This window comes from Gordonia desulfuricans NBRC 100010 (assembly GCF_001485495.1).
Taxonomy (GTDB): Bacteria; Actinomycetota; Actinomycetes; order Mycobacteriales; family Mycobacteriaceae; genus Gordonia; species Gordonia desulfuricans.
Genome location: NZ_BCNF01000045.1, coordinates 1 through 22,112 on the forward strand (window position 1 = coordinate 1; position 22,112 = coordinate 22,112).

Below are 22,112 nucleotides of genomic sequence, written 5' to 3' on the forward strand. Positions count from 1 at the left end.
GGCTGGCCGTGGCGTGGGCTTCCGTGCTGTTCGTTGGTGGTTGAGCAGGTCGTCCTCGCGTAGCGAGGCCGCCCGGCCGTCGAAACCTCCGCAGCCATCTGATGGAACGCAACCACCTCTGAGGTGGTCACCCCCGAACTCGGCCGACGGAGATTTCGACACGACTCGTCGCTACGCTCCTCATCGGCTCAATCAACGTAATAGGCGCGCAACACTCTTCGCGACACTTCCGTCTCGATGGTTGATTTCGACAAGCTCAATCCGACGGACCAGGACGTCCTCGCGCAGCGAGGCCGCCCGGCCGTCGAAACCCGGTGAGACAAGAGCGTTGGCGACCACCCCGTGGCTTCGAGTGGGGTGAACCTACTGTGCGATCAGCTTGTTCACCGTGCGGTTGACGAAGTTGGGGATGAACTTCGCGGCATTGCCCAGGACCAGGGTCTGGGTGCCGACGGAGTAGCTGGTGCGGTGCAGGAGCCGGTCGGCGCGGGTCGGGTGCACCGACTCGTAGACCTTCTCGGCGATCTGTTCCGGGGTGATCCGCACGCCGAGGGTCTGGGTGGACTTGGCGCTCGGGTCGGCCAGTGCGGTCTTGGCCCACAGCGGCCAGATGCTGACGACGCGGATGTCGTCGTGCTCCCACTCGAGTTCGAGCGCCTCGGTGAGGCCGGCGACGTAGAACTTGGTGGCGCTGTAGGTGGCGATCCCCGGCTGGCCGTAGATCGCCGACGCCGATGCGATGTTGACCAGGTGCGCGCCCGGCGTCTTCTTGAGATACGGGTAGGCGGCCTGTGCACCGAGGGTGACGCCGAGGGCGTCGATGTCGATCTGTGCGCGGACGGCGTCGGGGGAGATCTCGTCGAGGCGGCCGGCCTTGAGGATGCCCGCGTTGTTGTCGAGGACGTCGAGGGTGCCGCCGGTGTGCGAGGTGAACTCGGCGAGGGCGTCGGCCCACTGCTGCGGGTCGCGCACGTCGAGGCGGCCGGTGATGAAGCCGGGATGGTTGGCGGCGACCTTGTCGAGGGCGTCCTGATCGACGTCGTAGACGCCGACGGTCCAGCCCTCACGGGCGAATCGCTGTGCGGTTGCCAGTCCGATACCGGCCGCACCGCCGGTGACGAAAATCGATGACATTGGCTCTCCTGCCCTTGTGACCTGCGTCGATGATGTTTCGCGGGAAACTTACTCGTCAGTATAGTCCGCTGTCTGTTTACTGGGTCACACTCCGCTGCTATCTTGACAATATGCGTTGATATGACATCGTTCGTTGTCATACCGATCTGCGGATCACCCCGATCCGCGAACCGATGTCACACCAGATGTCACCCCCGATGCCGTAGCGGCATCCCCGACACGGAGGCACACAGCGACATGACCACCGCGATGAACCGCAGCAACCACTCCGACTCCGACACCGACGACCTCGGCACCGTCATCAGCATGCGTGACGAGGGCACCGAGGAGGTGTCGGCACGCCTGCTGGCATCGGCGGCGCGACTCTCGCGCAATGCGATGACCGAGATCGACTGGTCGTTGCCGATGGACCCCACCAAGTACGGCTGCAGCCCGGAATGGTCGTCGCTCTACGGCACCGAGTACTGGGACGAGCTCACCGAGGAACAGCGGATCTCGGTGACGCGGCACGAGTTCGCGTCGATCATGTGCATCGGCATCTGGTTCGAGATGATCCTGCAGGAGATGGTCGTCCGCGATCAGTACCTCGGCGACTACCACGGCTCGGAGTTCCAGTTCGCCCTCGTCGAGATCGCCGACGAGTGCCGCCACTCGATCATGTTCGCCAAGGCCAGCGAGAAGATGGTCGGCACCTCCTACAAGCCCAAGCGGATCGTCGGCAAGCTCGGCCGACTCTTCAAGGCCACGGCCAAGAACGAGGTCGCCTATGCCGGCATCCTCGTCGCCGAAGAGGTCCTCGACGTCTTCCAGCGCGGCTGCATGCGCGACGAGCGGGTCCTCGACTTCATCCGCACCGTCAACGAGATCCATGTGCTCGAGGAGTCGCGGCACATGAAGTTCGCCCGCGAAGAGGTTCGCGAGTCGGTCAAGGGGATCGGCTGGGCCCGCCGACAGTTCAGTGCGCTCGTGATCGCCATGGGCGCCTACATGATCGTCACCAGCCTGGTGCAGAAGAAGGCCTACGCCGACGCCGGACTCGACGCCGATCGTGCCCGCCGCGAGATGCTGGGCAATGCGCACTTCCACTCGATGATCCGCAGCAGCTGCACCCACCTGATGGAATTCCTCGACGAGGTGGGCCTGCTGACCCGCCCGGCGATGCGCTACTACCGGAAAGCGTTCATGCTCTGATGTTCGTCATCACTCAATCCTGTTGCAGCGACGCAGGATGTGTCTCGGTCTGCCCGGTCAACTGCATTCATCCGACACCGGAGGAACGCGGTTTCGGCAGCTCCGACATCCTGCACATCGATCCCGAGGCGTGTATCGACTGCGGTGCCTGCGCCGACGCCTGCCCGGTGGACGCGATCTTCCCCGCCGACAAGCTCGGCCCGCGTGATCAGGTCTTCATCGACATCAACGCCGACTACTACAAGAACAACCCCGACGTGCGGTCGGGGTGGTCGCCGATCGGCACCACCGACGACGCCGACGACCGTCCCTCGATCAGCTACCCGGAGATCCCGAAACTGCCTGCCGGACTGCGGATCGCTCTGGTCGGGACCGGCCCGGCCGGCGGCTATGCACTGCGCACCCTGCTCGACCGCACCGAGGCGCAGGTCACCGTGATCGACCGCCTGCCCACCGCCGGTGGTCTGGTGCGTGCGGGAGTCGCGCCGGATCACCCCGGCACCAAGGGGGTGCTGCGGGGCTTCGACCTGCTCTACCGCGACCTGAAGGTCACCATGGCCACCAACGTCGAGGTGGGCGACCCGGACATCCCGCGCGACGACCGCGTCGGCGTGGTCTCACCGGCCGAACTGGCCGACCACTTCGACGCCGTGTTCTACGCCGTCGGCGCGAGTGAGGCCCGGCGCCTGGGGGTCCCGGGTGAGGACCTGCCCGGTTCCACCTCGGCCACCGACCTCGTCGCCTGGTACAACGCCGTGCCCGGTGCCGACGCCGCACCGCCGATCCGGCGCAACACCGACGACGACCCGGCCTCCGGTCGTGCCGTCGTCGTGGGTACCGGCAACGTGGCCCTCGACGTGGCCCGCATCCTGGTCTCGCCGCCGGAACTGTTGGCCACCACCGACATCGCCGACCGCGCACTGGCGTTGCTGCGGGAACAGAACGTCCACGAGGTGGTGCTGCTCGGCCGCCGCGACCAGGCCAACGCGGCCTACACCTCCGCCGAATACCGTGCGCTGTCGACGATCCCGGGAGTCGAGGTGGTGGTCCACGACGACCCCGACGCCGAACTCCCGGACTTCTCGGCACCGGCGGCGACGCAGCGTCGTCGGATCGTGTTCCTGTTCCACTCCGCACCCGAGGAGATCATCGGTGACGGCCGCGTCGAGGGGGTCGTGGTGACCTCCGGGACGCGACGACACACCATTGCCGCCGATCTCGCGGTACGGTCCATCGGCTACCGGTCGGTGCCGATCGCCGGACTGCCCTTCGACTCCGGCCGCGGCGTCTTCCCGAACACCGACGGCCGCCTGCTCGACGACGACGGCACGGTGATCCCCGGTGCCTACGTCCTCGGCTGGGCCAAGCGGGGACCGAGCGGGGGGATCGGCGCCAACAAGCAGTGTGCGCAGGACACCGTCGAGGAGTTCCTCGCCGACGCCGCCGCCGGGAAACTGGTGCGCAGCACGCGTGGGCCGGAGGAGTTCGCGGCATTGCTGCGCAGCCGGACCCGCCAGGTGATCGGGTACCGGGGGATGCGGGCCATCGACCGGATGGAACGCCGCCGCGGTGCCGAGCAGGGTCGTCCGCGCGTCAAGTTCACCCGGGTCGCCGACATGGTGGGGGCTGCCGGGTTGCGCAAACGCTGACCGGCGGGCGGTCTCACGACGGCCCGATGCCGCGAGTGAGGTGAACACAACTGGGATGTAACACCGGGGCAAGTCGCCCTTCACGTGGGCTCGGGACCCTGGCGTCATGTCCAGTACTCCGCACTTCCTGCAGGGCGTGTTCGCGTTCACCGGATCGGGCCTGTCCAAGCCCGCACCGATCGACCCCACCCTGACCTATGTGGTGCCGCCGGGGATGACCGTTCAGCCGCTGTACTTCCGGGGAGGGAACAGCAGCGACGAACTCGTCCACGTGACACTCATGCGCGACGGGAAACCCATGCGGATGTTCCCGATGGGAGCGCGCAGCGCGGTCAACGTGCCGCTGCGGGTGGTGGAGGACGTCGACCCGGACTCGGTCCTCGAACTCGTCCTCGCCGCACCCGAGGGGTGTGCCGGTGAGGTCGTGATCGACTTCGGAATGGTCATCATCTGATGGCCGACGGTGCGCCGCGTCGGCGGCTGGTGGTGGTGGGCAACGGGATGGCCGGTGCCCGCACCGTCGAGGAGATCCTCACCCGTGGTGGTGCCGAGCAGTTCGACATCACGATGATCGGCGACGAACCCTACGGCAACTACAACCGCATCATGCTCAGTCATGTGCTGGCCGGCGAGACCACCGTCGACGACGACGATCTCATGCTCAACCCGATGGCCTGGTACTCCGAGAACGGGGTCACGCTGCACGCCGGCGACCGGGCGGTCTCGATCGACCGGTTCGCCAAGACCGTCACCTGCGAGAGCGACCGGGTCATCGCCTTCGACGTGCTCATCATCGCGACCGGCTCGCATACGTTCTTCCCCAACATGGACGGCCTGCGGGAACCCGACGGCCGGCTCGCGCGTGGGGTTTTCGGCTTCCGCACCATCGCCGACACCAACGGCATGCTCGACATGGCCACCTCGCGTGATCACGTACGTGCGGTGGTCATCGGCGGCGGATTGCTCGGCCTCGAGGCGGCCTATGGCCTCAAGACCCAGGGTGTGGCGGTCGACGTGGTGCATTCGCCCGGGCACCTGATGAACCAGCAGCTCGACGAGCGCGGCGGAAAGGTGTTGCGCAACAAGATCGAAGAGCTCGGCGTGGGCGTGTACACGGGTAAGCGCACCACCGCGGTGCTGCGCGACGGCACCGGCGCGGTGTCGGGGGTGGGATTCACCGACGGTGGATCGCTGCCCGCCGACATGATCGTGGTGACCGCCGGCATCCGACCCAATGTCGAGATCGCGCGGAGTGCCGGTCTCGTCATCGAACGCGGAATCGTCGTCGACGATCAGATGCGGTGCGAGGACGAGGGATTCATCTACGCGGTCGGCGAGTGTGCTCAGCATCGCAGCGAGGTCTACGGGCTGGTGGCGCCGCTGTGGGAGCAGGCGGTGGTGCTCGCCGATGTGATCACCGGGGCCGATCCGCAAGCGGAGTACCACGGTTCGCGGCTGACCACCAAGCTCAAGGTCGCCGGTGTCGACGTCGCGGCGATGGGTGTCAAGGGACCCGAACGTGAGGACGACGAGTTCGTCCAGTTCTACGAACCCCGCTCGGGTATCTACAAGAGCGTCGTGGTGCGCGACAACAAGCTGATCGGAGCGATGCTCCTCGGCGACATCTCCAAGGCCAACTTCCTCACCCAGGCCTTCGACGAGAAGGTGCCGCTGCCCGACGAGCGCATCTCGATGCTGTTCGACATGGGCGCACCCAGTGCGCAGACCGGTGCCGCCGAACTCGCCGACGACGTCCAGGTGTGCAACTGCAACGGCGTCACCAAGGGTGATCTCGTGGCATGTGTCCGCGGCGGGTGCACCAGCGTCGCCGAGGTGTGTGCGGCCACCCGCGCCGGCAAGGGCTGTGGATCGTGCAAGGGCCTCGTGGCCGACATCGTCGAATATGCGGCAGGTGACGCGCTGACCGCCGACGCCGCCGCGGACTGGTATGTGCCGGCCATCCCGCTGACCAAACCCGAACTGATCGACACCATTCGGCGGCAGGATCTCCGGTCGGTGAGCGAGGTGTTCGCCGCGCTCGCGCCCGACGGCGAGGACGCCGCGTCCAAGATGCCGCTCGCCTCGTTGCTGCGGGTCGTCTGGGGTGCCGACTGGCGACGCGAACCCGGTGCGTTGTTCGTCAACGACCGCGTACACGCCAACATCCAGCGCGACGGCACGTTTTCGGTGGTACCGCAGATGAAGGGCGGGGTCACCTCGCCGGACCAGCTGCGCAAGATCGCCGACGTCGCGGAGAAATACGACATCCCGATGATCAAGGCCACCGGCGGCCAGCGCCTGGATCTGTTGGGGGTCAAGAAAGAAGACCTGCCGAAGGTGTGGGCGGACCTGGATATGCCGTCGGGATACGCCTACGGCAAGAGCTTCCGCACGGTGAAGACCTGTGTGGGAACCGACTATTGCCGCTTCGGACTCGGGGATTCGACATCGCTGGGCATCGCCATCGAGTCCCGATTCCAGGGCCTGGAGACCCCGGCGAAGCTCAAACTCGCCGTCACCGGCTGTCCGCGCAACTGCGCCGAGGCCCTGTGCAAGGACTTCGGGGTGGTCGCGGTGGGCGACGGCCGCTGGGAGATCTACGTCGGCGGGGCGGCAGGCGCCCACATCCGCAAGGGGGATCTGCTCGCCACGGTCGACTCACCGGAGGAGGTGGTTCGCCTGTGCGGCTTGTTCATCCAGTTCTACCGCGAGAACGCCAAGTGGCTCGAACGCACCTATGCGTGGGTGCCACGGATCGGGATCGAGGAGATCCGGGAGATCGTCGTCGCCGACCGTGACGGCGTGGTCGCCGGACTGCAGGAACGTATCGACGACGCCGTCGCCGGCTACGTCGATCCGTGGCTCGACCGGCAGGAGCCGAAGTCGGCGGCCCAGTTCACCTCGGCGCTCCCGTTGCTGCCGCTGCCCCAGGTGCCGGTCCGATGACCGCCGTCGACCCGCAGACCACCCGACCCGTCGCAGTGGGTCCCGATACCGACCTGATGCCGGGCGAGGGACGCGCATATGCGCTGGGGAACAAGCAGGTCGCGGTCTTCCGGATGACCGACGGGACCCTACGGGCGACGTCGGCGGTGTGTCCGCACAAGGCCGGTCCGCTGGCCGACGGCCAGTTCGACCTCGGCAAGGTGGTCTGCCCGCTGCACCAGTACGCGTTCTCCTTCGCCACCGGCACCTGCTCGACCGACGGGATCGGCACCGTCGAGACCTACCGGGCCGACGATCGTGACGGCCAGATCGTGGTGTGGGTCTGACACTTCGATGACAGCGTGGTCATCGATGTCCCGGACGGCACCGACACCACACACCGGGTGCATGGGGGCCGGTGCGTGATGGGGTGGCGTCCGGGACTTCTGTTCTCGGATTGTGTGTTGGTTTCTGGTGGTTGAGCAGGAGCCCTACCGTGGTTGAGCAGGACCCCTACAGTGGTTGAGCAGGACCACTACGGTGCTTGAGCAGGGACTCCCTACGGTGGTTGAGCAGGACGCCTACGGTGGTTGAGCAGGGACCGAGCGGAGCGAGGACCCGTGTCGAAACCTTGGTGAGCCGAGCGCGTTACGCGACCAGGGGAGTCATCGCCGCTCCCACGGCCGCCGGGCAAGCCACCGCAACGCGTCGAAGTCACCGTCGATCAGCGCCTTGCGTTTGGCTCGTGACCAGCCCTGGACCTGCTTCTCGGCCTTGTACGCCTCGCCGATGTCGACGAACTCCGCGAGATAGGCGACGCGCACAGGGCGTCGTCGGCGGGTGAAGGCTGCGCCGACACCGGCGTTGTGTTCGTGGAGTCTTCGCTCGATATTGCGAGTGCTGCCGACGTAGTAGCTTCCGTCGGCGCATTCCAAGATGTACATGAACGCGCTCATGGGAACACTGTCGCCGATCGCGGGCCGCGACTCCGCCGACGTCGGAGTCAAATGTGGATGACGACGTTGATGGGGATGAGTGTGGTGATCGACGGCGTCAGCGGCGGTGGTGGTCACCTGACAGGGTAGGTGACAGGGGTTTCGACACGGGTCCTCGCTTCGCTCGGTCCCTGCTCAACCATCGTGGGGGGTCCTCGCTTCGCGTGGTTCTTGCTCAACCAGGGTAGGGGGCGTCGGTTTGCTTGTCGTCGGCTCTGTCACCGTTGGGGGGTGGGTGGCAGAGGTTTCGACACGGGTCCTCGCTTCGCTCGGTCCCTGCTCAACCACCGTAGAGGGGTCGTCGCTTCGTGCGGTTCTTGCTCAACCATCGTGGGGGGCGTCGGCTCTGTCACCGTTGGGGGGTGGGTGGCAGAGGTTTCGACACGGGTCCTCGCTTCGCTCGGTCCCTGCTCAACCATCGTAAGAGGGGTCCTCGCTCACGCGGTTCTTGCTCAACCACCGTAGGGGTGCTCAACCATCGTGGTCCTCGCTCCGGTCAGTACACATCCCGTACGTACCGCTTGTCGGCGGCGAGGGCTTTGACGTAGGCCTCGGCACTCTTCGCCGACAGCTTTCCATGTTGGGCGACAATGCCTTTGAGTGCCTCGTCGACGTCCTTGGCCATCCGGGAGGCGTCGCCGCACACGTAGACGTGGGCGCCGTCGTGGAGCCACCGGTAGAGCTCCTCGCCGTGCTCACGCATCCGGTCCTGCACGTAGATCTTGCGATCCTGGTCGCGAGAGAACGCCACGTCGAGGCGCGTGAGCAGGCCGTCGGAGAGCATCGACGTCATCTCGTCGCGGTAGTAGAAGTCGGTGGCCGAGTACTGTTCCCCGAAGAACAGCCAGTTGTGGCCCTCGTGGCCGCGTGCCCGACGCTCGTTCAGGAAGCCGCGGAACGGGGCGATACCGGTACCCGGGCCGATCATGATGGTGGGGGTGTCCGGGTTGGCGGGCGGGCCGAAATGGGTTGCCGACGTGACGAACACGCCGATGTCCTGCTCGTCGTCGGCGTGGTCGGCGAGGAAGGTCGAGCACACTCCGCCGCGGGTTTTTCCGGCGTGGTCGTAGCGCACTGTCGACACGGTCAGCTGTACCTCGTCGGGCTGCTCCAACGGGCTCGACGAGATCGAATACTGCCGTGGGGTGAGGGATTTGAACACATCCACCCATTCTTCGGCCGAGGCGTGCACCGGGAACTCCGACAACACGTCCACCACCTGGCGTCCCCACGACCAGTCGTTGAGCTGTTGCTTGTTGCCGGGCATCACCAGGTCACGCACCTGCGACGCACCATTGCGTTCGGCGACGAAGCGCATGAGATCCGGTGTGATCTTGGCGAATTCGACGCGCTCGCGCAGCGCGCGGCGGAGGGTCATCGGATCGCCCCAGGCGGTCACCTTCTCGTCGCCGCCGAGTCCGGTGACGGCGAGCCACTCGTCGATCAGTGTGTGGCTGTTGAGCGGCCACACGCCGAGCGCATCTCCGGCGGTGTAGGTGAGCTCGTCGAAGGGCAGCTCGAAAGCGAAGTTGCGCACGTCCTTCTGTGATCCGGCGCCGTTGAGCCGCACGTTTCGGGTCAGTCTGGTGACATAGGGATTCTTGCGGGAGTAGGCCGAGCCGGTCCGGATGGCCGGTGCTGCAGCAGAATCGGCGGGCTCGCTGACCACCACGACACGATCGTCGGTGACCTCGGAGGTGGGTGCCTTGGCGCTCATCGCCACGATCACCTGCTCCAGCCAGCCGCCTGCGGTCTCCTCGTAATCGGGTTCGCACTCGGCACGATCGGTGATCCGCCGACCACCCAGCGCATCGAGTCGTTCGTCGAGTTTGCGTCCGTGGCCGCAGAAGTCGTCATAGCTGGAGTCGCCGAAGGCGAGTACCGCGTAGTTCACCCCGGACAGGTTCGGGGCGTCGTCGCCGCGCAGGACATCCCAGAACGACGACCCGTTGTCGGGCGGCTCACCGTCGCCGGTGGTGGACGTGACGAACAGCGTGGTCCCCGACAACGCGCTCACGTCGACCTGGTCCATCTCGCGGAACACCACATCGCGACCGGTGGCCTTGACGCGCTCCGCGCAGGCCGCGGCGAACTCCTCGGCATTTCCGGTCTGCGACGCCCACGCGACGGTGACCGTCTCCGTTGCGGTCTCGGCGTCGACGATCTCCCCGTCGGGAGTGGCCGGGCCGAGACCCGGTGCGCCACCGGCGGGCAGCGCCATTGCCGTGCCGATGATGTTGCTACGCGCGAACATCCCGGCCAGGATTCCGCCGACCCAGCTGCGGATCTCGGGGCGCAGTGGGGCATCGGGTGGGACGGTGGGGGCACCGGTGGGATTGGCCCGCACCCCGGCGACGAGACCGGCGAGGTAGATCCGCTCGGACTCGGTGGGCTGCGGGGCGGCGACGTCGGCCACCCCGAGCGAGGCGGCGAGCACATCGAGCACGTCCGGACTCCATCTGTGGGTTTCGGTGGGTGAATCGGATTCGGCTGGCGCCGATGCGGTGTCGGCGACACCGGGCTCGTCGGTGGGGACGGCGACCCTGGTGAGGGTCACCGCGCACACCTTGAACTCCGGTTGCTGCGACGCCTCGTCGATCGCGTCGGAGGTCACCGCATTGATCGCGAGGTGCTCGCCGAACGAGTCGTTCCAGTGGAACGGGACGAAGCAGTTGCCCGGCCGTACCCTGTCGGACACCTGGGCTGGCAGCACGGCTCGCCCGCGTCGCGACGCCACCTCGACCTTGTCGGCGGCGCCGATCCCGAGACGTTCGGCGTCGTCGGGATGGATCTCGACGAACGGCCCGGGATTGAGCTTGTTGAGTTTGGCGACCTTGCCGGTCTTGGTCATGGTGTGCCACTGATGTGCCAGCCGACCGGTGTTGAGCAGGATCGGGTAGTCGTCGTCGGGCATCTCCGCGGGTGCGATGTGCGGCCGGGCGAAGAACTGCGCGCGACGATTCGGGGTCGCGAACGCCAGCCGCGGCACGGTGCCGTCGGGCAGCGTGTGCAAGGTCTGGCTGACCCCGTCGTTGAGATAGCGGATGGGATTGCGGGCACCGTCGGCGGTGGGGTCGGGCCGATCCGCCGACGGCGGCGGGCACGGCCACTGCATCGGGGTGCTGCGCAACCGCTCGTAGCTCACCCCGCGCAGGTCGTAACCCGTCCGGGGATTGGCGAACTCCTGGATCTCGGTGAAGATCTCCTCGGCGCTGTGGTAGTCGAATGCCTCGCCGTAGCCCATCTCGGTGGCGATCCGTGCGATGAGCTGCCAGTCGGGCAACGCCTGCCCGGGTGCGGCGACGGCCGGTTCGAACAGGGTGAGATTGCGTTCGGAGTTGATCATCACGCCGGTGGACTCGGTCCACAGTGCGGCGGGCAGGATGACGTCGGCGTACTGGTTGGTCTCGACGTCGACGAAGGTGTCCTGGGTGATCACCAGCTCGGCACGTTCGAGGCCCTCGATGACGGTCTTGCGGTTGGCCACCGTCGCAACGGGATTGGTGCAGATGATCCAGCACGCCTTGATCTCGCCGTCGGCCATCCGACGGAACATGTCGATGGTGCCGCCGCCGAGCCGGGTGTGCAGGGTGCCGGCGGGCACTCCCCACCGCTGCTCGACGAAGGCGCGGTCGTCCTCGGCGAGTACCGCACGCTGACCGGGCAAACCCGGTCCCATGTAACCCATCTCGCGTCCGCCCATCGCATTGGGCTGCCCGGTGAGTGAGAACGGTCCGCTGCCCATCCGGCAGATCGCACCGGTGGCCAGATGAAGGTTGATGAGCGCGTTGGTGTTCCAGGTGCCGTGCGTGGACTGGTTGAGCCCCATCGTCCAGCAGCTCATCCAGTTCTCGGCGGTGCCGATGAGTTCGGCGGCCCGGCGCAGATCGGCCTCGTCGACCCCGCAGATCTCGGCCACCGCCGACGGCGGGTACTGCGCGGCGAACTCCGGCATCTGCTCGAAACCGTCGGTGAACTCGGCGATGAAATCGGGGTCGGTGTGGCCGTTCTCGACGATCAGGTGCAGCAGACCGTTGAGCAGGGCGAGGTCGGTGCCGCCGTTCACCTGCAGGAACAGGTCGGCCTTGTCGGCGGTGGCGGTGCGCCGCGGATCGACGACGATGAGTTTGGCGCCGGCCTTGACACGATCCATCATGCGCAGGAACAGGATCGGGTGGCAGTCGGCCATGTTGGCGCCGATCACGAAGAACACGTCGGCGTTGTCGAAGTCCTGATACGAGCCGGGCGGGGCGTCGGAACCGAGCGACTGCTTGTACCCGGTGCCGGCGCTGGCCATGCACAGACGCGAGTTGGACTCGATCTGATTGGTGCCGATGAACCCCTTGGCGAGTTTGTTGGTGAGGTACTGCGCCTCCAGGGACATCTGCCCGGACACATACAGCGCCACCGCGTCGGGGCCGTGCTCGTCGACGATCGCCCGCAACCGGCGTGCGGTGTCGGTGATGGTGGCGTCGATGTCGGCGGGTTCGGGGTTGGCCCCGCGATGGGCACGCACCAGCGGCGTCTCGAGGCGGCCACCGGCGTTGAGCATGTCGGCGGTGGTGGAACCCTTGGTGCAGAGCCGGCCGAAGTTGGTGGGATGGTCCTTGCGGCCACCGGCCTTGATCACCCGCAGCGGCAGGGCGCCGGGCGCGGCGTCGTCGGAGAGTGCCAGGTCCATGCCGCACCCCACGCCGCAGTAGGCGCAGAGGGTGGATCGCGTCGCGGCACTCGTCACGCCATCCAGGATTCGCGGCCTGTGTTTCGCGACTCGGTTGTCACGGTTACGCGACCGTCACCGTGATCTCACACGGCGCCGCGCGGCGTGTGCGGCCGCATGGCCGACCACCGATTCCGCTGGTCATCCTGTGGTCTGGGTCATATTCGGGTGGTCGGCGGCGGGTCTCGACGCGACGTCGGCGGGCTGCTCGGACATCCGGGGTGGGTGGCGGGTGGTCCCAGGATCGCCCGGCGAGGCCATTTCTGCCGGACGAACTGCCCAAATGACGCCCGCGCGTCGCTCAGCGGTCTCTTAGTCGATGCCGATAGAACTGTATGTATGCGCATCCTGGTGGTCGACGACGATCGTGCTGTTCGTGAGTCCCTCCGACGGTCGCTGACGTTCAACGGATACACCGTCGACACGGCCGGTGACGGCATCGAGGCCCTGGAGAAGATCGTCGCCGAGCGCCCCGACGTCGCGATCCTCGACGTCATGATGCCCCGGCTCGACGGGCTCGAGGTGTGTCGCCGGCTCCGGTCCACCGGTGACGACCTGCCGATCCTGGTGCTCACCGCCCGCGACTCGGTGTCCGAGCGTGTCTCCGGGCTCGACGCCGGTGCCGACGACTATCTCCCCAAACCCTTTGCGATGGAGGAGCTGCTGGCCCGTCTGCGCGCCCTGTTGCGGCGTGCGGGCCCCGAGGACGGCGTCGATTCGGAGACCCTCACCTTTGCCGATCTGTCGCTCGATCCGGTGACGCGCGATGTGTTCCGGGCCGAGCGCCAGATCAGTCTCACCCGTACCGAGTTCGCCCTGCTCGAGATGCTGATGGCCAATCCCCGGCGGGTGCTCTCGCGCAGCCGGATCCTCGAGGAGGTGTGGGGTTACGACTTCCCGACCTCGGGTAACGCCCTGGAGGTCTACGTCGGTTATCTGCGTCGCAAGACCGAGGCCGAGGGCGAGTCGCGGCTGATCCACACCGTGCGCGGCGTCGGATACGTCCTGCGGGAGACCCCGCCCTAGTGAGTGCCTCCGGTCATTTCCGTCAGGTCGCCGACGCCGACACGCGTGCGGGTGACCCGCACCGCGGCGCCACGTCGACCATCGAGACCGATCACCGATCCCGTTCGACGTGGTGGTCGCGGCTGCGTGAGCGCCGCCGTCTCGGTGAGATGCGGGCGCCGCTGTTGCTGACCCGGTCGGTGTCGTTGCGGCTGCGCGTGACCGCGTTGTCGGCGACGGTGGTCCTCGCCGCGGTGACCCTGATGGGTGTGGCCGCCTACTTCGTGGTCTACCGCGCGCTGTACAACGAGGTCGATGCCGGTCTGGAGAGTCGCGCCGACGGCATGACGGTGCTGGCCAAGAGCGGTGTGCTGGCCAAACGGCCGGACACGCTGGTCACCGGCACGGTGTTCTCCACCAGCATCTCGATCATGTTGCTGAACCCGTCGGGTGTGGGCCCCTACATCGGGGACGTGCCCTTCGGCGACGTCGAACGCAAGATCGCGGAGTCGGACAACGTTCCCGGCGCCAATCCGCAGAGTCTGCGCACCGTCGACAACAGCCGCGTGCTGGCCCGCAAGCTCGACGACGGCAGCACGTTGATCCTGGCGCAGTCGCTGGTCCGTACCGACCGCATCCTCAAACGTCTGGCATGGGTGCTGCTCGTGGTGGGTTGTGGCGGTGTGGCGCTGGCCGCGTTGGCCGGCACCACGGTGGCCCGCGCCGGGCTGAGACCGGTGGCCCGGTTGACCCGGGCGACGGCACGGGTGGCCCGCACCCAGGACCTGACGCCGATCCCGGTGACCGGCAAGGACGAGTTGGCCCATCTCACCGAGAGTTTCAACACGATGCTGCAGGCGGTGGCCCAGTCCCGCGATCAGCAGGCACGGCTCGTCGCCGACGCCGGACACGAGCTGCGGACGCCGCTGACCTCGTTGCGGACCAATCTCGAACTGCTGATCGCCTCGAGCGCGCCCGGCGCACCCGCGGTGCCCGCCGCCGACATGGTGGAACTGCGCTCGGATGTGATGGCACAGATCGAGGAGCTCTCGACGCTGGTCGGCGACCTGGTCGACCTCGCCCGCGCCGACGCCCCCGAGGTGGTGCACGAGGAGGTCGATCTCACCGAGGTGATCGAGGGTGCCCTCGAGCGGGTGCGGCGCCGGCGCACCGATGTGGAGTTCGACGTCACGATGGTGCCGTGGTTCGTCTTCGGCGACCGGCAGGGCTTGTCCCGGGCGGTGCTGAACATCCTGGACAACGCCGCCAAGTGGTCGCCGCGCGGGCGGCACGTCGCGGTGTCGCTGGTCCAGGTGGCGCCAGGGTCGGCCGAACTCGCCGTCGCCGATGCCGGCCCGGGGATTCCGCCGGAGGACCGGGTGCTGGTGTTCGAACGCTTCTATCGCTCCACGCAGTCCCGCTCGATGCCGGGGTCCGGTCTGGGGCTGGCGATCGTGCGGCAGGTGGTGGAACGTCTCGGCGGCAGTGTGCGCGCCGAGCAGTCCGATCTCGGTGGGGCACTCATCCGAATGACATTGCCGGGCAGACCGGCTCCGGCGGAACCATCTCCGCAGGTGGTTCGTCAGTAGGGATGGAAGCGACTTCGAGTTCCGTCGACCGCCCGGATGGTTCATCCCCTAGGGTTGTCTGCGCGGTAGGCGCGAAGCGTCGAGTCCCGGTCTGACCTGGTCGGGACACGGATGTTGATCACGACAGATATGGGGTAGACGACCATGACGGGTGGAGGTTCGCACCGCGGCCCCTTCGACGGCGAGAACGACCCGGGCCGCCCCGGGCAGTCAGGGCAGCCGGGTGGTCCCAACACGGGCGGGTTCCCGGCCAGTGGCGCACCGTGGGAACGCGGCGCCGGCTTCGGTGAACCGACGACCCCCGGTTCGCCGGGCGGCTATCCCGGCTCGGCCCAGGCTCCTGGTGCCACCCCTCCGCCCGGTGCCACCCCGCCCCCGAGCGCGGCGCCCACCCAGTACGGTTCGCCCGCAGGGGTGCCTCCGACGAACCGGTTCGGCACGAATCCCTATGGCACACAGCCGACCTCGGGCTTTCCGTCGGGTACCGGTCCGATTCCGGCCGTCGGCTCCCCGGCCGGCGCTTTCGGGGATCCGGCCAATCCGGCCGGAGGTCCGGCGCAGCCGCCGGCGAAGAAGAAGTCCCGCGCCGGGGTGGGTGCGGCACTCGTCGGCGGTGCCCTGGTGGTCGGTCTGATCGCCGGCGGTATCGGCGGCTATGTCGGTTCGCGACTCGACGACGACTCGTCGTCGACGGTGGCCAGCAGTCAGCCGCTCGGCGGCGATCCGAGTGCCACCGACACCCAGCCGGTGCAGGCCCCGGCCGGCTCCACCCAGGAGGTGGCCGCCAAGGTGCTGCCGTCGGTGGTGTCGATCGAGGTGGTCTCGGGTAACGAGCAGGGCAGCGGATCGGGTGTGGTGCTGACCGCCGACGGCGTGGTGATGACCAACAACCATGTGGTCAGCGGCTCCGACGGTCGCCCGGCGAGCAAGGTCACGGTGAACTTCTCCGACGGTTCCCGCGCATCGGCACGGGTCCTCGGCACCGACGCGATCTCCGACATCGCGGTGCTCCAGGTGGACAAGACCGGTCTGACGCCGATCCAGGTGGGTACCTCCAAGAACCTCGCCGTGGGCCAGGACGTGATCGCGATCGGCGCGCCGCTGGGCCTCGACGGCACCGTCACCACCGGCATCATCAGTGCCCTCGACCGTCCGGTGTCGACGTCGCGGGAGGGCGGCACCACCTCGGTGATCGACGCCATCCAGACCGACGCCGCGATCAACCCCGGTAACTCCGGTGGCGCGCTGGTCAACGCCCGCGGTGCGCTGATCGGGATCAACACCGCCATCGCGACCCTCGGCGGGCAGACACAGCAGAGCGGCAGCATCGGCCTGGGCTTCGCGATCCCGATCGATCAGGCGATGCGGATCGCCGACGAGCTGCGCCAGACCGGTAAGGCCACCCACGCCGGACTCGGGGTGTCGGTGCGGCCGAGCGGCGACTCGACGACACCGGGGGCATTGGTCTCCGAGGTCACCGCGAACGGACCGGCGGCAGCGGCCGGAATCCCGAAGGGCGCGATCATCACCAAGGTGGACGATCGCACCATCACCTCCGGCGATGCGCTGGTGGCCGCTGTGCGCTCGCACGCACCGGGAGACCGTGTGACGGTCACCTACCAGGTGGGTGGGCAGACCCGGACCGCCCAGGTCACGCTGGCGACGCTGGAGTCGAACTGAGGCGACGCCGACGAGCGATCGACGAACGCAGACGTGCCGACCACATCCGTCGGTCGGTGAGAGAGGATGAAGGTCATGACGAGTGATTCGGACTTTCAGGTGATCGGTACCGCCGCGACCGGCGATCCCGGTTTCGGGGCGCCGGAGGAGGGGATCACGCCGGAGGTGGATCCGGCCGATGTGGTGGCCGCCGACGCCGCGGCGCGGGAGTTCGCGGACCGTCAGACGCGCGGATCGGCAGGGCTGGGCGGTGACGAGGTGGGCCGGGCCCTGGTGGTGGTCGTCGACGATCGCGTGGCGCACGGTGAGACCGAGAGCCCGCTGGGTCCGTTGGTGGGCGAGTTGCTCGCCGAGTCCGGCTTCCACGTGGACGCGACGATCGTGGTGTCGGGGGACGAGGTGGAGATCCGCAACGCCCTCAACACCGCGGTGATCGGCGGTGTCGATCTGGTGGTGTCGGTCGGCGGAGTGGGCGTGGGCGCCCGGGACGTGACGCCGGAGGCGACCGAAGCACTGCTGGATCGTCGTCTGCGCGGCATCGAGGAGGCGGTCCGCAGCTCCGGTCTGGCCGCCGGAGCGACCGACGGCGGACTTTCGCGCGGGCTGGCCGGAATCTCCGGTCAGACCCTTGTGGTCAACATCGCAGACTCGCGGGCGGCGGTCCGTGACGGAATGGCGACTGTTGCCCCATTGGCGAAATATGTGATCGCCAACATCAGCGAGTTCTGAATCCCGCCGATCATGAGCAACGACGAGCAGGGTTCGGCGCGCTCGGAATCGGAATCCGGATCGCGCGGGAGCGGTGAGGCGGGTCACGATGTGACCCACCCCGCTCCGCGCGCCGAGGACGGCCCCGACCCCTCGTCCGGCGGCGTGACACGCCGTCCCGTAGGGGAATCGGCAAAGGCCAGACGGAATGCGCGCCGCAGTCGGCACCGGGATGAGGTCTTCGGCAACGACCTTCCGGATACGACGCAGGATGAACGTGGTGAAGATCACAATTCGATCTCGAGATCTTGGTACGAAGAGCAGCGTCCGCCTCATTACGAATGAGCAACTGTCAATGCGGGCGGTGAGTTCAGCCAGTTTTCCTGGTGTTTACTTTGTCATTGGTGAATTATTCATGCGTCCTTCTGCATGTTCGCTGAATCGAAGCTGAGACACGGCTGATTTCAGCTGTTGCCCTCTTTGTGACCTCTCAGATACGGTTCCGCAGGACAGCTAACCGGCGTCGGCGTCCACTTCATGGATGCCGGGGAGTCGGTGTCCTGTGGAATACGGGTGTGTTCCGCAGCGATGGCGGGGAGTGTTCACGCCGCGGTTACACGGTGAATTCTTATCTGTAACCGGAGGCGGCGAGGATTCCCGCGAGCCGTCAGGGTCACCTGTCGGATACGGGTACGTGTCCGACGGATAACAGCCGAATCCTGTGAGAGGGAACGAATGAGCAAGTTCAGCAAGCTTGGGCTGCGCCGTGCTGCGGGGGCATGCGCCGTCGTCGCCGCTGCCGCTGTGGGCGTGGCCGGCATGGGTGCAGGTCACGCAGAGGCCGCGCCATTGCAGAGTGGTTACAAGTCGGCCAGTGGCATCGACGGTGAGAAGGTCCAGACCTGGCGCAAGAACGAGTCCCAGTACTCGGTCGCCCGTGTCGCCGCCAACGGCCTCGGCCGCACCGCGCTGGTCTCCGGCACCTACACCACCAAGGCGACCGAAGGCGTCGGCGGCAAGCTGTACGTGGGCTTCCTCGTCGGCTGCCAGGTCGACGTGGGCGGCATCAGTGCCGGTGGCACCTCGGGTATCTCCGCCACCCTGGGCGCTGCTCCCTCGATCAGTGCCAGCGGCTCGCTGAGCATCCCGCTCGCCCCGGGTGAGGCCTCCCTCTACGGCGTGACCTCCAAGTCCCTCAAGGACGGCAACGCCACCATCCAGCTGTCGGACTTCGAGCTGGAGTTCCCGAACTGCGGTGGCTACGCCTCGGCACGTTCGGTGGTCCTGACCCGCGCGGTCACGGGCTACGAGATCAACGACGACGACGACACCATCGACGGCTCGGGCACCCTGATCCAGTCGACCCTGTACGGCCAGCCCTTCTTCGTCAGCTGACGAAGCAGATAACCCAGTAACTCGAGTTTTCTCTGCTTCCTAGGCAGATCTACATTCCACGAAGGGGAATCATGAACAAGATCATCACCCGCCGCGTGGCTGCGGGCGTCGGTCTCGCCGGCGCCGCTGTCATGGGTGTGAGCGCCCTGGGCACCGGTGCTGCGGCTGCCGGCCCGGTGGCCGGCACCACCATCACCAAGACCCTGGTCGACGGCACCCCGGTCAAGATCCAGCTGTTCGACCAGAGCGTCAACTACCAGAAGTCGATCGTCGAGTCGTTCAACCTGGTCCGTGAGGTCTGGGTCTCGGGCAAGGTGCGCGTCACCGTCGGCGGCAAGGCCGAGGGCGGCACCATCGCCGCCGGTTACATCGTCGGCTGCCAGGTCAACGTCGGCGTCAGCAGTGACAACGGCGCGGGTGCCGGAGTCGAGGCGACGCCGAGCACCAGCGGTAGCATCACCACCACCCCGGGTGCCGAGGCCAATGCAGGCGCCAGCCTGTCGCTCGGCCCCGGCCAGGCCGGCACCGTGTGGCTGATCAACACCACCGACAGCGACGACGATTCCGTCAACGACTACACCTTCACCGGCAGCCAGGGTGGCGTCGCCTACAGCCAGGAGACCTTCAAGGTGTCCAACTGCGGTGGCTACGCCGAGGCCAAGGCCAAGGTCAAGGTGACCGTCGACACCGGCTCGGTCAAGGGCATCGTGACCCTGTACGGCAAGCCGTTCAGCCTGGGCTGATCGCACACCGTGCGCTCTCCGCTGCGATGACAGCGGCGCCATAGGGCAAAGCTCAAGGGCGGGAACCGGAATCCGGTTCCCGCCCTTGTGCATGTCCGGAGGTCGCCGAGCTCGTCGGTGGCCTGAGACGGCGGCTTCTTCGAGAAGTGTTGTCTCGGAGTGGCGTCGAGCGGATGCTCGGCGAGAACGGTTCTCCGACATCCCAACACGGCCACCACCGCGCGGGGGCGGGCCCACCGAGACGACGACCGCCCACCATGTGCGCGTCGGGGGAGAACACGTGGTGGGCGGTCGGGCGCGGTGCTCGAACGAACCGCGCATCGGTCCGGGTGTTGCGACCGACATCTACCAATCTACGAGCCGTACCTTGCCGTCGGATCGGGCCGGGCTGTGAGGCCGCTGGCAACTGCCGGGCGGTGGCGGTGGACGACGACGAGCGGCCCGCGTCGTGGACGCGGGCCGCTCGGTCAACTCGGTGCTGTACTCGAACTCGGTGCTGTACTCGAACTCGGGCGGTATTCGATTGTGCCGTATGGCCTTGCGCACGAGGCCGCTCAGCGGGAATGGCGTCCCGGGCCGTCGGGCGGGTAGTCGCCGGGGTACTGCTCGCCGGGATAGGTCTCGCCCGGGTACGGCTGGCCTGCCGGCGGGTAGTTGCCGGGCGGCGGGTACGAGCCGCCCTGCGGGGCACCGGCCGGCGGATAGTTGGCCGGCGGCGGGTAGTTGCCGGGAGCCGGCGGCGGAGTGGGAGCGCCCTGGGGAGGGAACCCGGCGCCGGGTGTGTACGGCGACTCCGGGACGATCGGCCCCGACGGGGCGGGATCGCTGTACGGGGTGGGCTCGCCGTAGGGGGCGGCAGGCGGGGGTGTGCTGATCCGCGTGGTCTCGGGCAGTGGCGCCACGGCGGGCGGCGGACCCGACGGCTTGTCGAAGGCGGCGGTCGCCTTCGCCGCGGCGGCCTCCTCGTCGGCAGCAGCCTTGGCGGCAGCGGCCTTCTCGGCGGCGTCCGGGTCGAGCAGGTCGCGGATCTCGGTGAGCAGGTCGACCTCGGTGGCCACGAGCTCCTTCTCGCCACCGAAACCGGCGAGCGAGGCGAGCTTGTTGTACGGCAGGATGATGATGAAGTACACCACCGCCGCGATGATCAGGAAGTTGATCGTCGCGGTGATCACCGAACCGAGATTCACAAAGGTCGACGGCTTGTCACTGATGATGTTGAAGCCGAGGCCGGCAGCCTGATCCGGGCTCCACGGGATGGTGTTGATGATCGGCTGGACGATACCGTCGGTGAAGGCCGTGACGATGGCCGTGAAGGCGGTGCCGATGATGACCGCCGTGGCCAGATCGATCACATTGCCTTTGAGTATGAAGTCCTTGAATCCCTTGAGCACGTTCCGGTCCTCTCCTGATCGGTTCCCTGCGCTGGGGTATCCATGCCAGGTGGCGCTCCGATGGGCACGGACGTGGTGAACACTCTATCCAGGATCGTAACCGAGCCTGCGTATTTCGTTCCGCCGCGTTTTTCGCATGTCTTCACCTGATCAGGCGATCAACTCGAGTGGTCGATACCGGGGTCGCCGACGACGATGCCGGTCGTGGCAGATCGTCAATGCAGGACCACGGCGAGCGGCACATCGAGACCGATCGCGGCGACCCGATGTGCGGCGGTCTCGGTCATCGCCAGCAGCACCGGCGCAGCGCCGGCCGCCCGGGTCGGCCCTGCCGCCGTCGGGGCCGCGACCAGCGCGACCACGGCGTCACGGGCCACCACCGAGGTCTCGGCGGTGAGCACATCGACCACGTCGCCGGTGCGCAACACGGTGGTCACGGCGTCGTCGTCGAGCCGTACCGGCACCAGCCGGGCGGACGGATCTCCGGTCAGTTGCATCGGGAGCCGCGCCGAGAGCAGCCGTGCATCGGTGACGATCTCCCCGGCACGGATCGGCCCGGTCACGGTACGGCCGTCGGCCTCGGCGGCCATCAGGAGCGCGCCGTCGGGCACCAGATCCACCGGAATCGGTGTGGCGCGCAGATCAGATCCGGTCAGGATCTGCCCCGGCGCAAGCTCGTGGGCGGCCACCATCACCGATGCCGCGCGGGTACTGCGCGCTCCGCTGAGCCCGACGACCACCGCGACCACCACGAGGACGATCGCGACGGCGCGCCGCAGCAACACCGACCTCGTCCATCCCGGCCGCAGCGCATGGGCGATCCGGTCGCGAAGTCGCGGGGAGAGGGAACCGGCGCGCGGGCGGAGATCCATGCGGCCGACGGTATCGGCGACGACGGGGTGCGCGGGCCCGCCGACCGCTCTTGTGGACAACCGCCGGAGGCAGGGGAGTTGTCCACAGATCCACCTCGATTGGCGCGGCGGACCG

General features: G+C 67.5%; 17 protein-coding genes. 12 read left to right on the forward strand and 5 right to left on the reverse strand.

From position 1 onward, the window contains the following. Positions 1–363: 363 nt before the first annotated feature. Complete coding sequence (locus GD1_RS07765; RefSeq protein WP_020789904.1) at positions 364–1,134, reverse strand: SDR family oxidoreductase; 771 nt, start codon at positions 1,132–1,134, stop codon at positions 364–366. 237 nt (positions 1,135–1,371) lie between these two features. Here GD1_RS07765 and GD1_RS07770 point away from each other — a divergent pair, with 237 nt between their 5' ends. The 5 genes from GD1_RS07770 to GD1_RS07790 all read left to right on the forward strand — a co-directional run bounded on the left by GD1_RS07770 (position 1,372) and on the right by GD1_RS07790 (position 7,246). Beyond that, positions 1,372–2,325, forward strand: a complete 954-nt coding sequence (locus GD1_RS07770; RefSeq protein WP_059036590.1) for an AurF N-oxygenase family protein — start codon at positions 1,372–1,374, stop codon at positions 2,323–2,325. Continuing rightward, a complete protein-coding gene (locus GD1_RS07775) occupies positions 2,325–3,974 on the forward strand; it encodes an FAD-dependent oxidoreductase (RefSeq protein WP_059036591.1) in 1,650 nt (549 codons plus the stop codon). Before GD1_RS07770 ends, GD1_RS07775 begins: the two co-directional genes overlap by 1 nt. A gap of 106 nt (positions 3,975–4,080) precedes the next feature. Beyond that, positions 4,081–4,428, forward strand: coding sequence for a hypothetical protein (locus GD1_RS07780; RefSeq protein WP_059036592.1), 348 nt, complete (start codon positions 4,081–4,083; stop codon positions 4,426–4,428). Beyond that, positions 4,428–6,920: a nitrite reductase large subunit NirB gene (gene nirB / locus GD1_RS07785; RefSeq protein WP_059036593.1), complete on the forward strand. Its 2,493-nt coding sequence runs from the start codon at positions 4,428–4,430 to the stop codon at positions 6,918–6,920. The genes GD1_RS07780 and nirB overlap by 1 nt, the downstream gene beginning before the upstream one ends. After that, a complete protein-coding gene (locus tag GD1_RS07790) occupies positions 6,917–7,246 on the forward strand; it encodes a Rieske (2Fe-2S) protein (RefSeq protein WP_059036594.1) in 330 nt (109 codons plus the stop codon). The genes nirB and GD1_RS07790 overlap by 4 nt, the downstream gene beginning before the upstream one ends. Before the next feature lie 318 nt (positions 7,247–7,564). Here GD1_RS07790 and GD1_RS07795 read toward each other — a convergent pair whose 3' ends face one another. Both GD1_RS07795 and GD1_RS07800 read right to left on the reverse strand, forming a co-directional pair. Then, complete coding sequence (locus GD1_RS07795; protein WP_059036616.1) at positions 7,565–7,855, reverse strand: GIY-YIG nuclease family protein; 291 nt, start codon at positions 7,853–7,855, stop codon at positions 7,565–7,567. Positions 7,856–8,390: 535 nt separating this feature from the next. Beyond that, entirely contained in the window at positions 8,391–12,575 is a 4,185-nt protein-coding gene (locus tag GD1_RS07800; RefSeq protein ID WP_059036595.1) for a bifunctional nitrate reductase/sulfite reductase flavoprotein subunit alpha, read from the reverse strand. A gap of 378 nt (positions 12,576–12,953) precedes the next feature. Here GD1_RS07800 and GD1_RS07805 point away from each other — a divergent pair, with 378 nt between their 5' ends. The 7 genes from GD1_RS07805 to GD1_RS07830 all read left to right on the forward strand — a co-directional run bounded on the left by GD1_RS07805 (position 12,954) and on the right by GD1_RS07830 (position 19,734). Further along, entirely contained in the window at positions 12,954–13,640 is a 687-nt protein-coding gene (locus tag GD1_RS07805; protein WP_053776870.1) for a response regulator transcription factor, read from the forward strand. Between the two features lie 149 nt (positions 13,641–13,789). Further along, a complete protein-coding gene (locus GD1_RS07810) occupies positions 13,790–15,208 on the forward strand; it encodes a HAMP domain-containing sensor histidine kinase (RefSeq protein WP_152972695.1) in 1,419 nt (472 codons plus the stop codon). 144 nt (positions 15,209–15,352) lie between these two features. Then, positions 15,353–16,888 (forward strand): S1C family serine protease, encoded by a 1,536-nt coding sequence (locus GD1_RS07815; protein ID WP_059036596.1) that lies wholly within the window; start codon positions 15,353–15,355, stop codon positions 16,886–16,888. Positions 16,889–16,954: 66 nt separating this feature from the next. Then, the gene (locus GD1_RS07820; protein ID WP_082365813.1) at positions 16,955–17,617 is read left to right on the forward strand and encodes a MogA/MoaB family molybdenum cofactor biosynthesis protein; all 663 of its coding nucleotides are present in this window, start codon (positions 16,955–16,957) and stop codon (positions 17,615–17,617) included. A 12-nt stretch (positions 17,618–17,629) separates the two neighbouring features. Further along, positions 17,630–17,941, forward strand: a complete 312-nt coding sequence (locus GD1_RS25405) for a hypothetical protein (RefSeq protein WP_202927385.1) — start codon at positions 17,630–17,632, stop codon at positions 17,939–17,941. A 390-nt stretch (positions 17,942–18,331) separates the two neighbouring features. After that, positions 18,332–18,991, forward strand: a complete 660-nt coding sequence (locus tag GD1_RS07825) for an MspA family porin (RefSeq protein ID WP_059036597.1) — start codon at positions 18,332–18,334, stop codon at positions 18,989–18,991. Positions 18,992–19,062: 71 nt separating this feature from the next. Beyond that, on the forward strand, positions 19,063–19,734 hold the full coding sequence (locus GD1_RS07830) for an MspA family porin (protein WP_059036598.1): 672 nt from the start codon (positions 19,063–19,065) through the stop codon (positions 19,732–19,734). 554 nt (positions 19,735–20,288) lie between these two features. Here the strand turns inward: GD1_RS07830 and mscL are convergent. Both mscL and GD1_RS07840 read right to left on the reverse strand, forming a co-directional pair. Continuing rightward, entirely contained in the window at positions 20,289–21,125 is an 837-nt protein-coding gene (gene mscL / locus GD1_RS07835; protein ID WP_059036599.1) for a large conductance mechanosensitive channel protein MscL, read from the reverse strand. Between the two features lie 215 nt (positions 21,126–21,340). Then, entirely contained in the window at positions 21,341–21,997 is a 657-nt protein-coding gene (locus GD1_RS07840; RefSeq protein WP_059036600.1) for an SAF domain-containing protein, read from the reverse strand. Positions 21,998–22,112 lie beyond the last annotated feature (115 nt).

Coding starts and splice junctions, on each gene's coding strand:
- GD1_RS07765 (WP_020789904.1), bottom strand. CDS start 1,134: ATGTCATCGATTTTCGTCACCGGCGGTGCGGCCGGTATCGGACTGGCA.
- GD1_RS07770 (WP_059036590.1), top strand. CDS start 1,372: ATGACCACCGCGATGAACCGCAGCAACCACTCCGACTCCGACACCGAC.
- GD1_RS07775 (WP_059036591.1), top strand. CDS start 2,325: ATGTTCGTCATCACTCAATCCTGTTGCAGCGACGCAGGATGTGTCTCG.
- GD1_RS07780 (WP_059036592.1), top strand. CDS start 4,081: ATGTCCAGTACTCCGCACTTCCTGCAGGGCGTGTTCGCGTTCACCGGA.
- nirB (WP_059036593.1), top strand. CDS start 4,428: ATGGCCGACGGTGCGCCGCGTCGGCGGCTGGTGGTGGTGGGCAACGGG.
- GD1_RS07790 (WP_059036594.1), top strand. CDS start 6,917: ATGACCGCCGTCGACCCGCAGACCACCCGACCCGTCGCAGTGGGTCCC.
- GD1_RS07795 (WP_059036616.1), bottom strand. CDS start 7,855: ATGAGCGCGTTCATGTACATCTTGGAATGCGCCGACGGAAGCTACTAC.
- GD1_RS07800 (WP_059036595.1), bottom strand. CDS start 12,575: ATGGACCTGGCACTCTCCGACGACGCCGCGCCCGGCGCCCTGCCGCTG.
- GD1_RS07805 (WP_053776870.1), top strand. CDS start 12,954: ATGCGCATCCTGGTGGTCGACGACGATCGTGCTGTTCGTGAGTCCCTC.
- GD1_RS07810 (WP_152972695.1), top strand. CDS start 13,790: ATGCGGGCGCCGCTGTTGCTGACCCGGTCGGTGTCGTTGCGGCTGCGC.
- GD1_RS07815 (WP_059036596.1), top strand. CDS start 15,353: ATGACGGGTGGAGGTTCGCACCGCGGCCCCTTCGACGGCGAGAACGAC.
- GD1_RS07820 (WP_082365813.1), top strand. CDS start 16,955: ATGAAGGTCATGACGAGTGATTCGGACTTTCAGGTGATCGGTACCGCC.
- GD1_RS25405 (WP_202927385.1), top strand. CDS start 17,630: ATGAGCAACGACGAGCAGGGTTCGGCGCGCTCGGAATCGGAATCCGGA.
- GD1_RS07825 (WP_059036597.1), top strand. CDS start 18,332: ATGAGCAAGTTCAGCAAGCTTGGGCTGCGCCGTGCTGCGGGGGCATGC.
- GD1_RS07830 (WP_059036598.1), top strand. CDS start 19,063: ATGAACAAGATCATCACCCGCCGCGTGGCTGCGGGCGTCGGTCTCGCC.
- GD1_RS07840 (WP_059036600.1), bottom strand. CDS start 21,997: ATGGATCTCCGCCCGCGCGCCGGTTCCCTCTCCCCGCGACTTCGCGAC.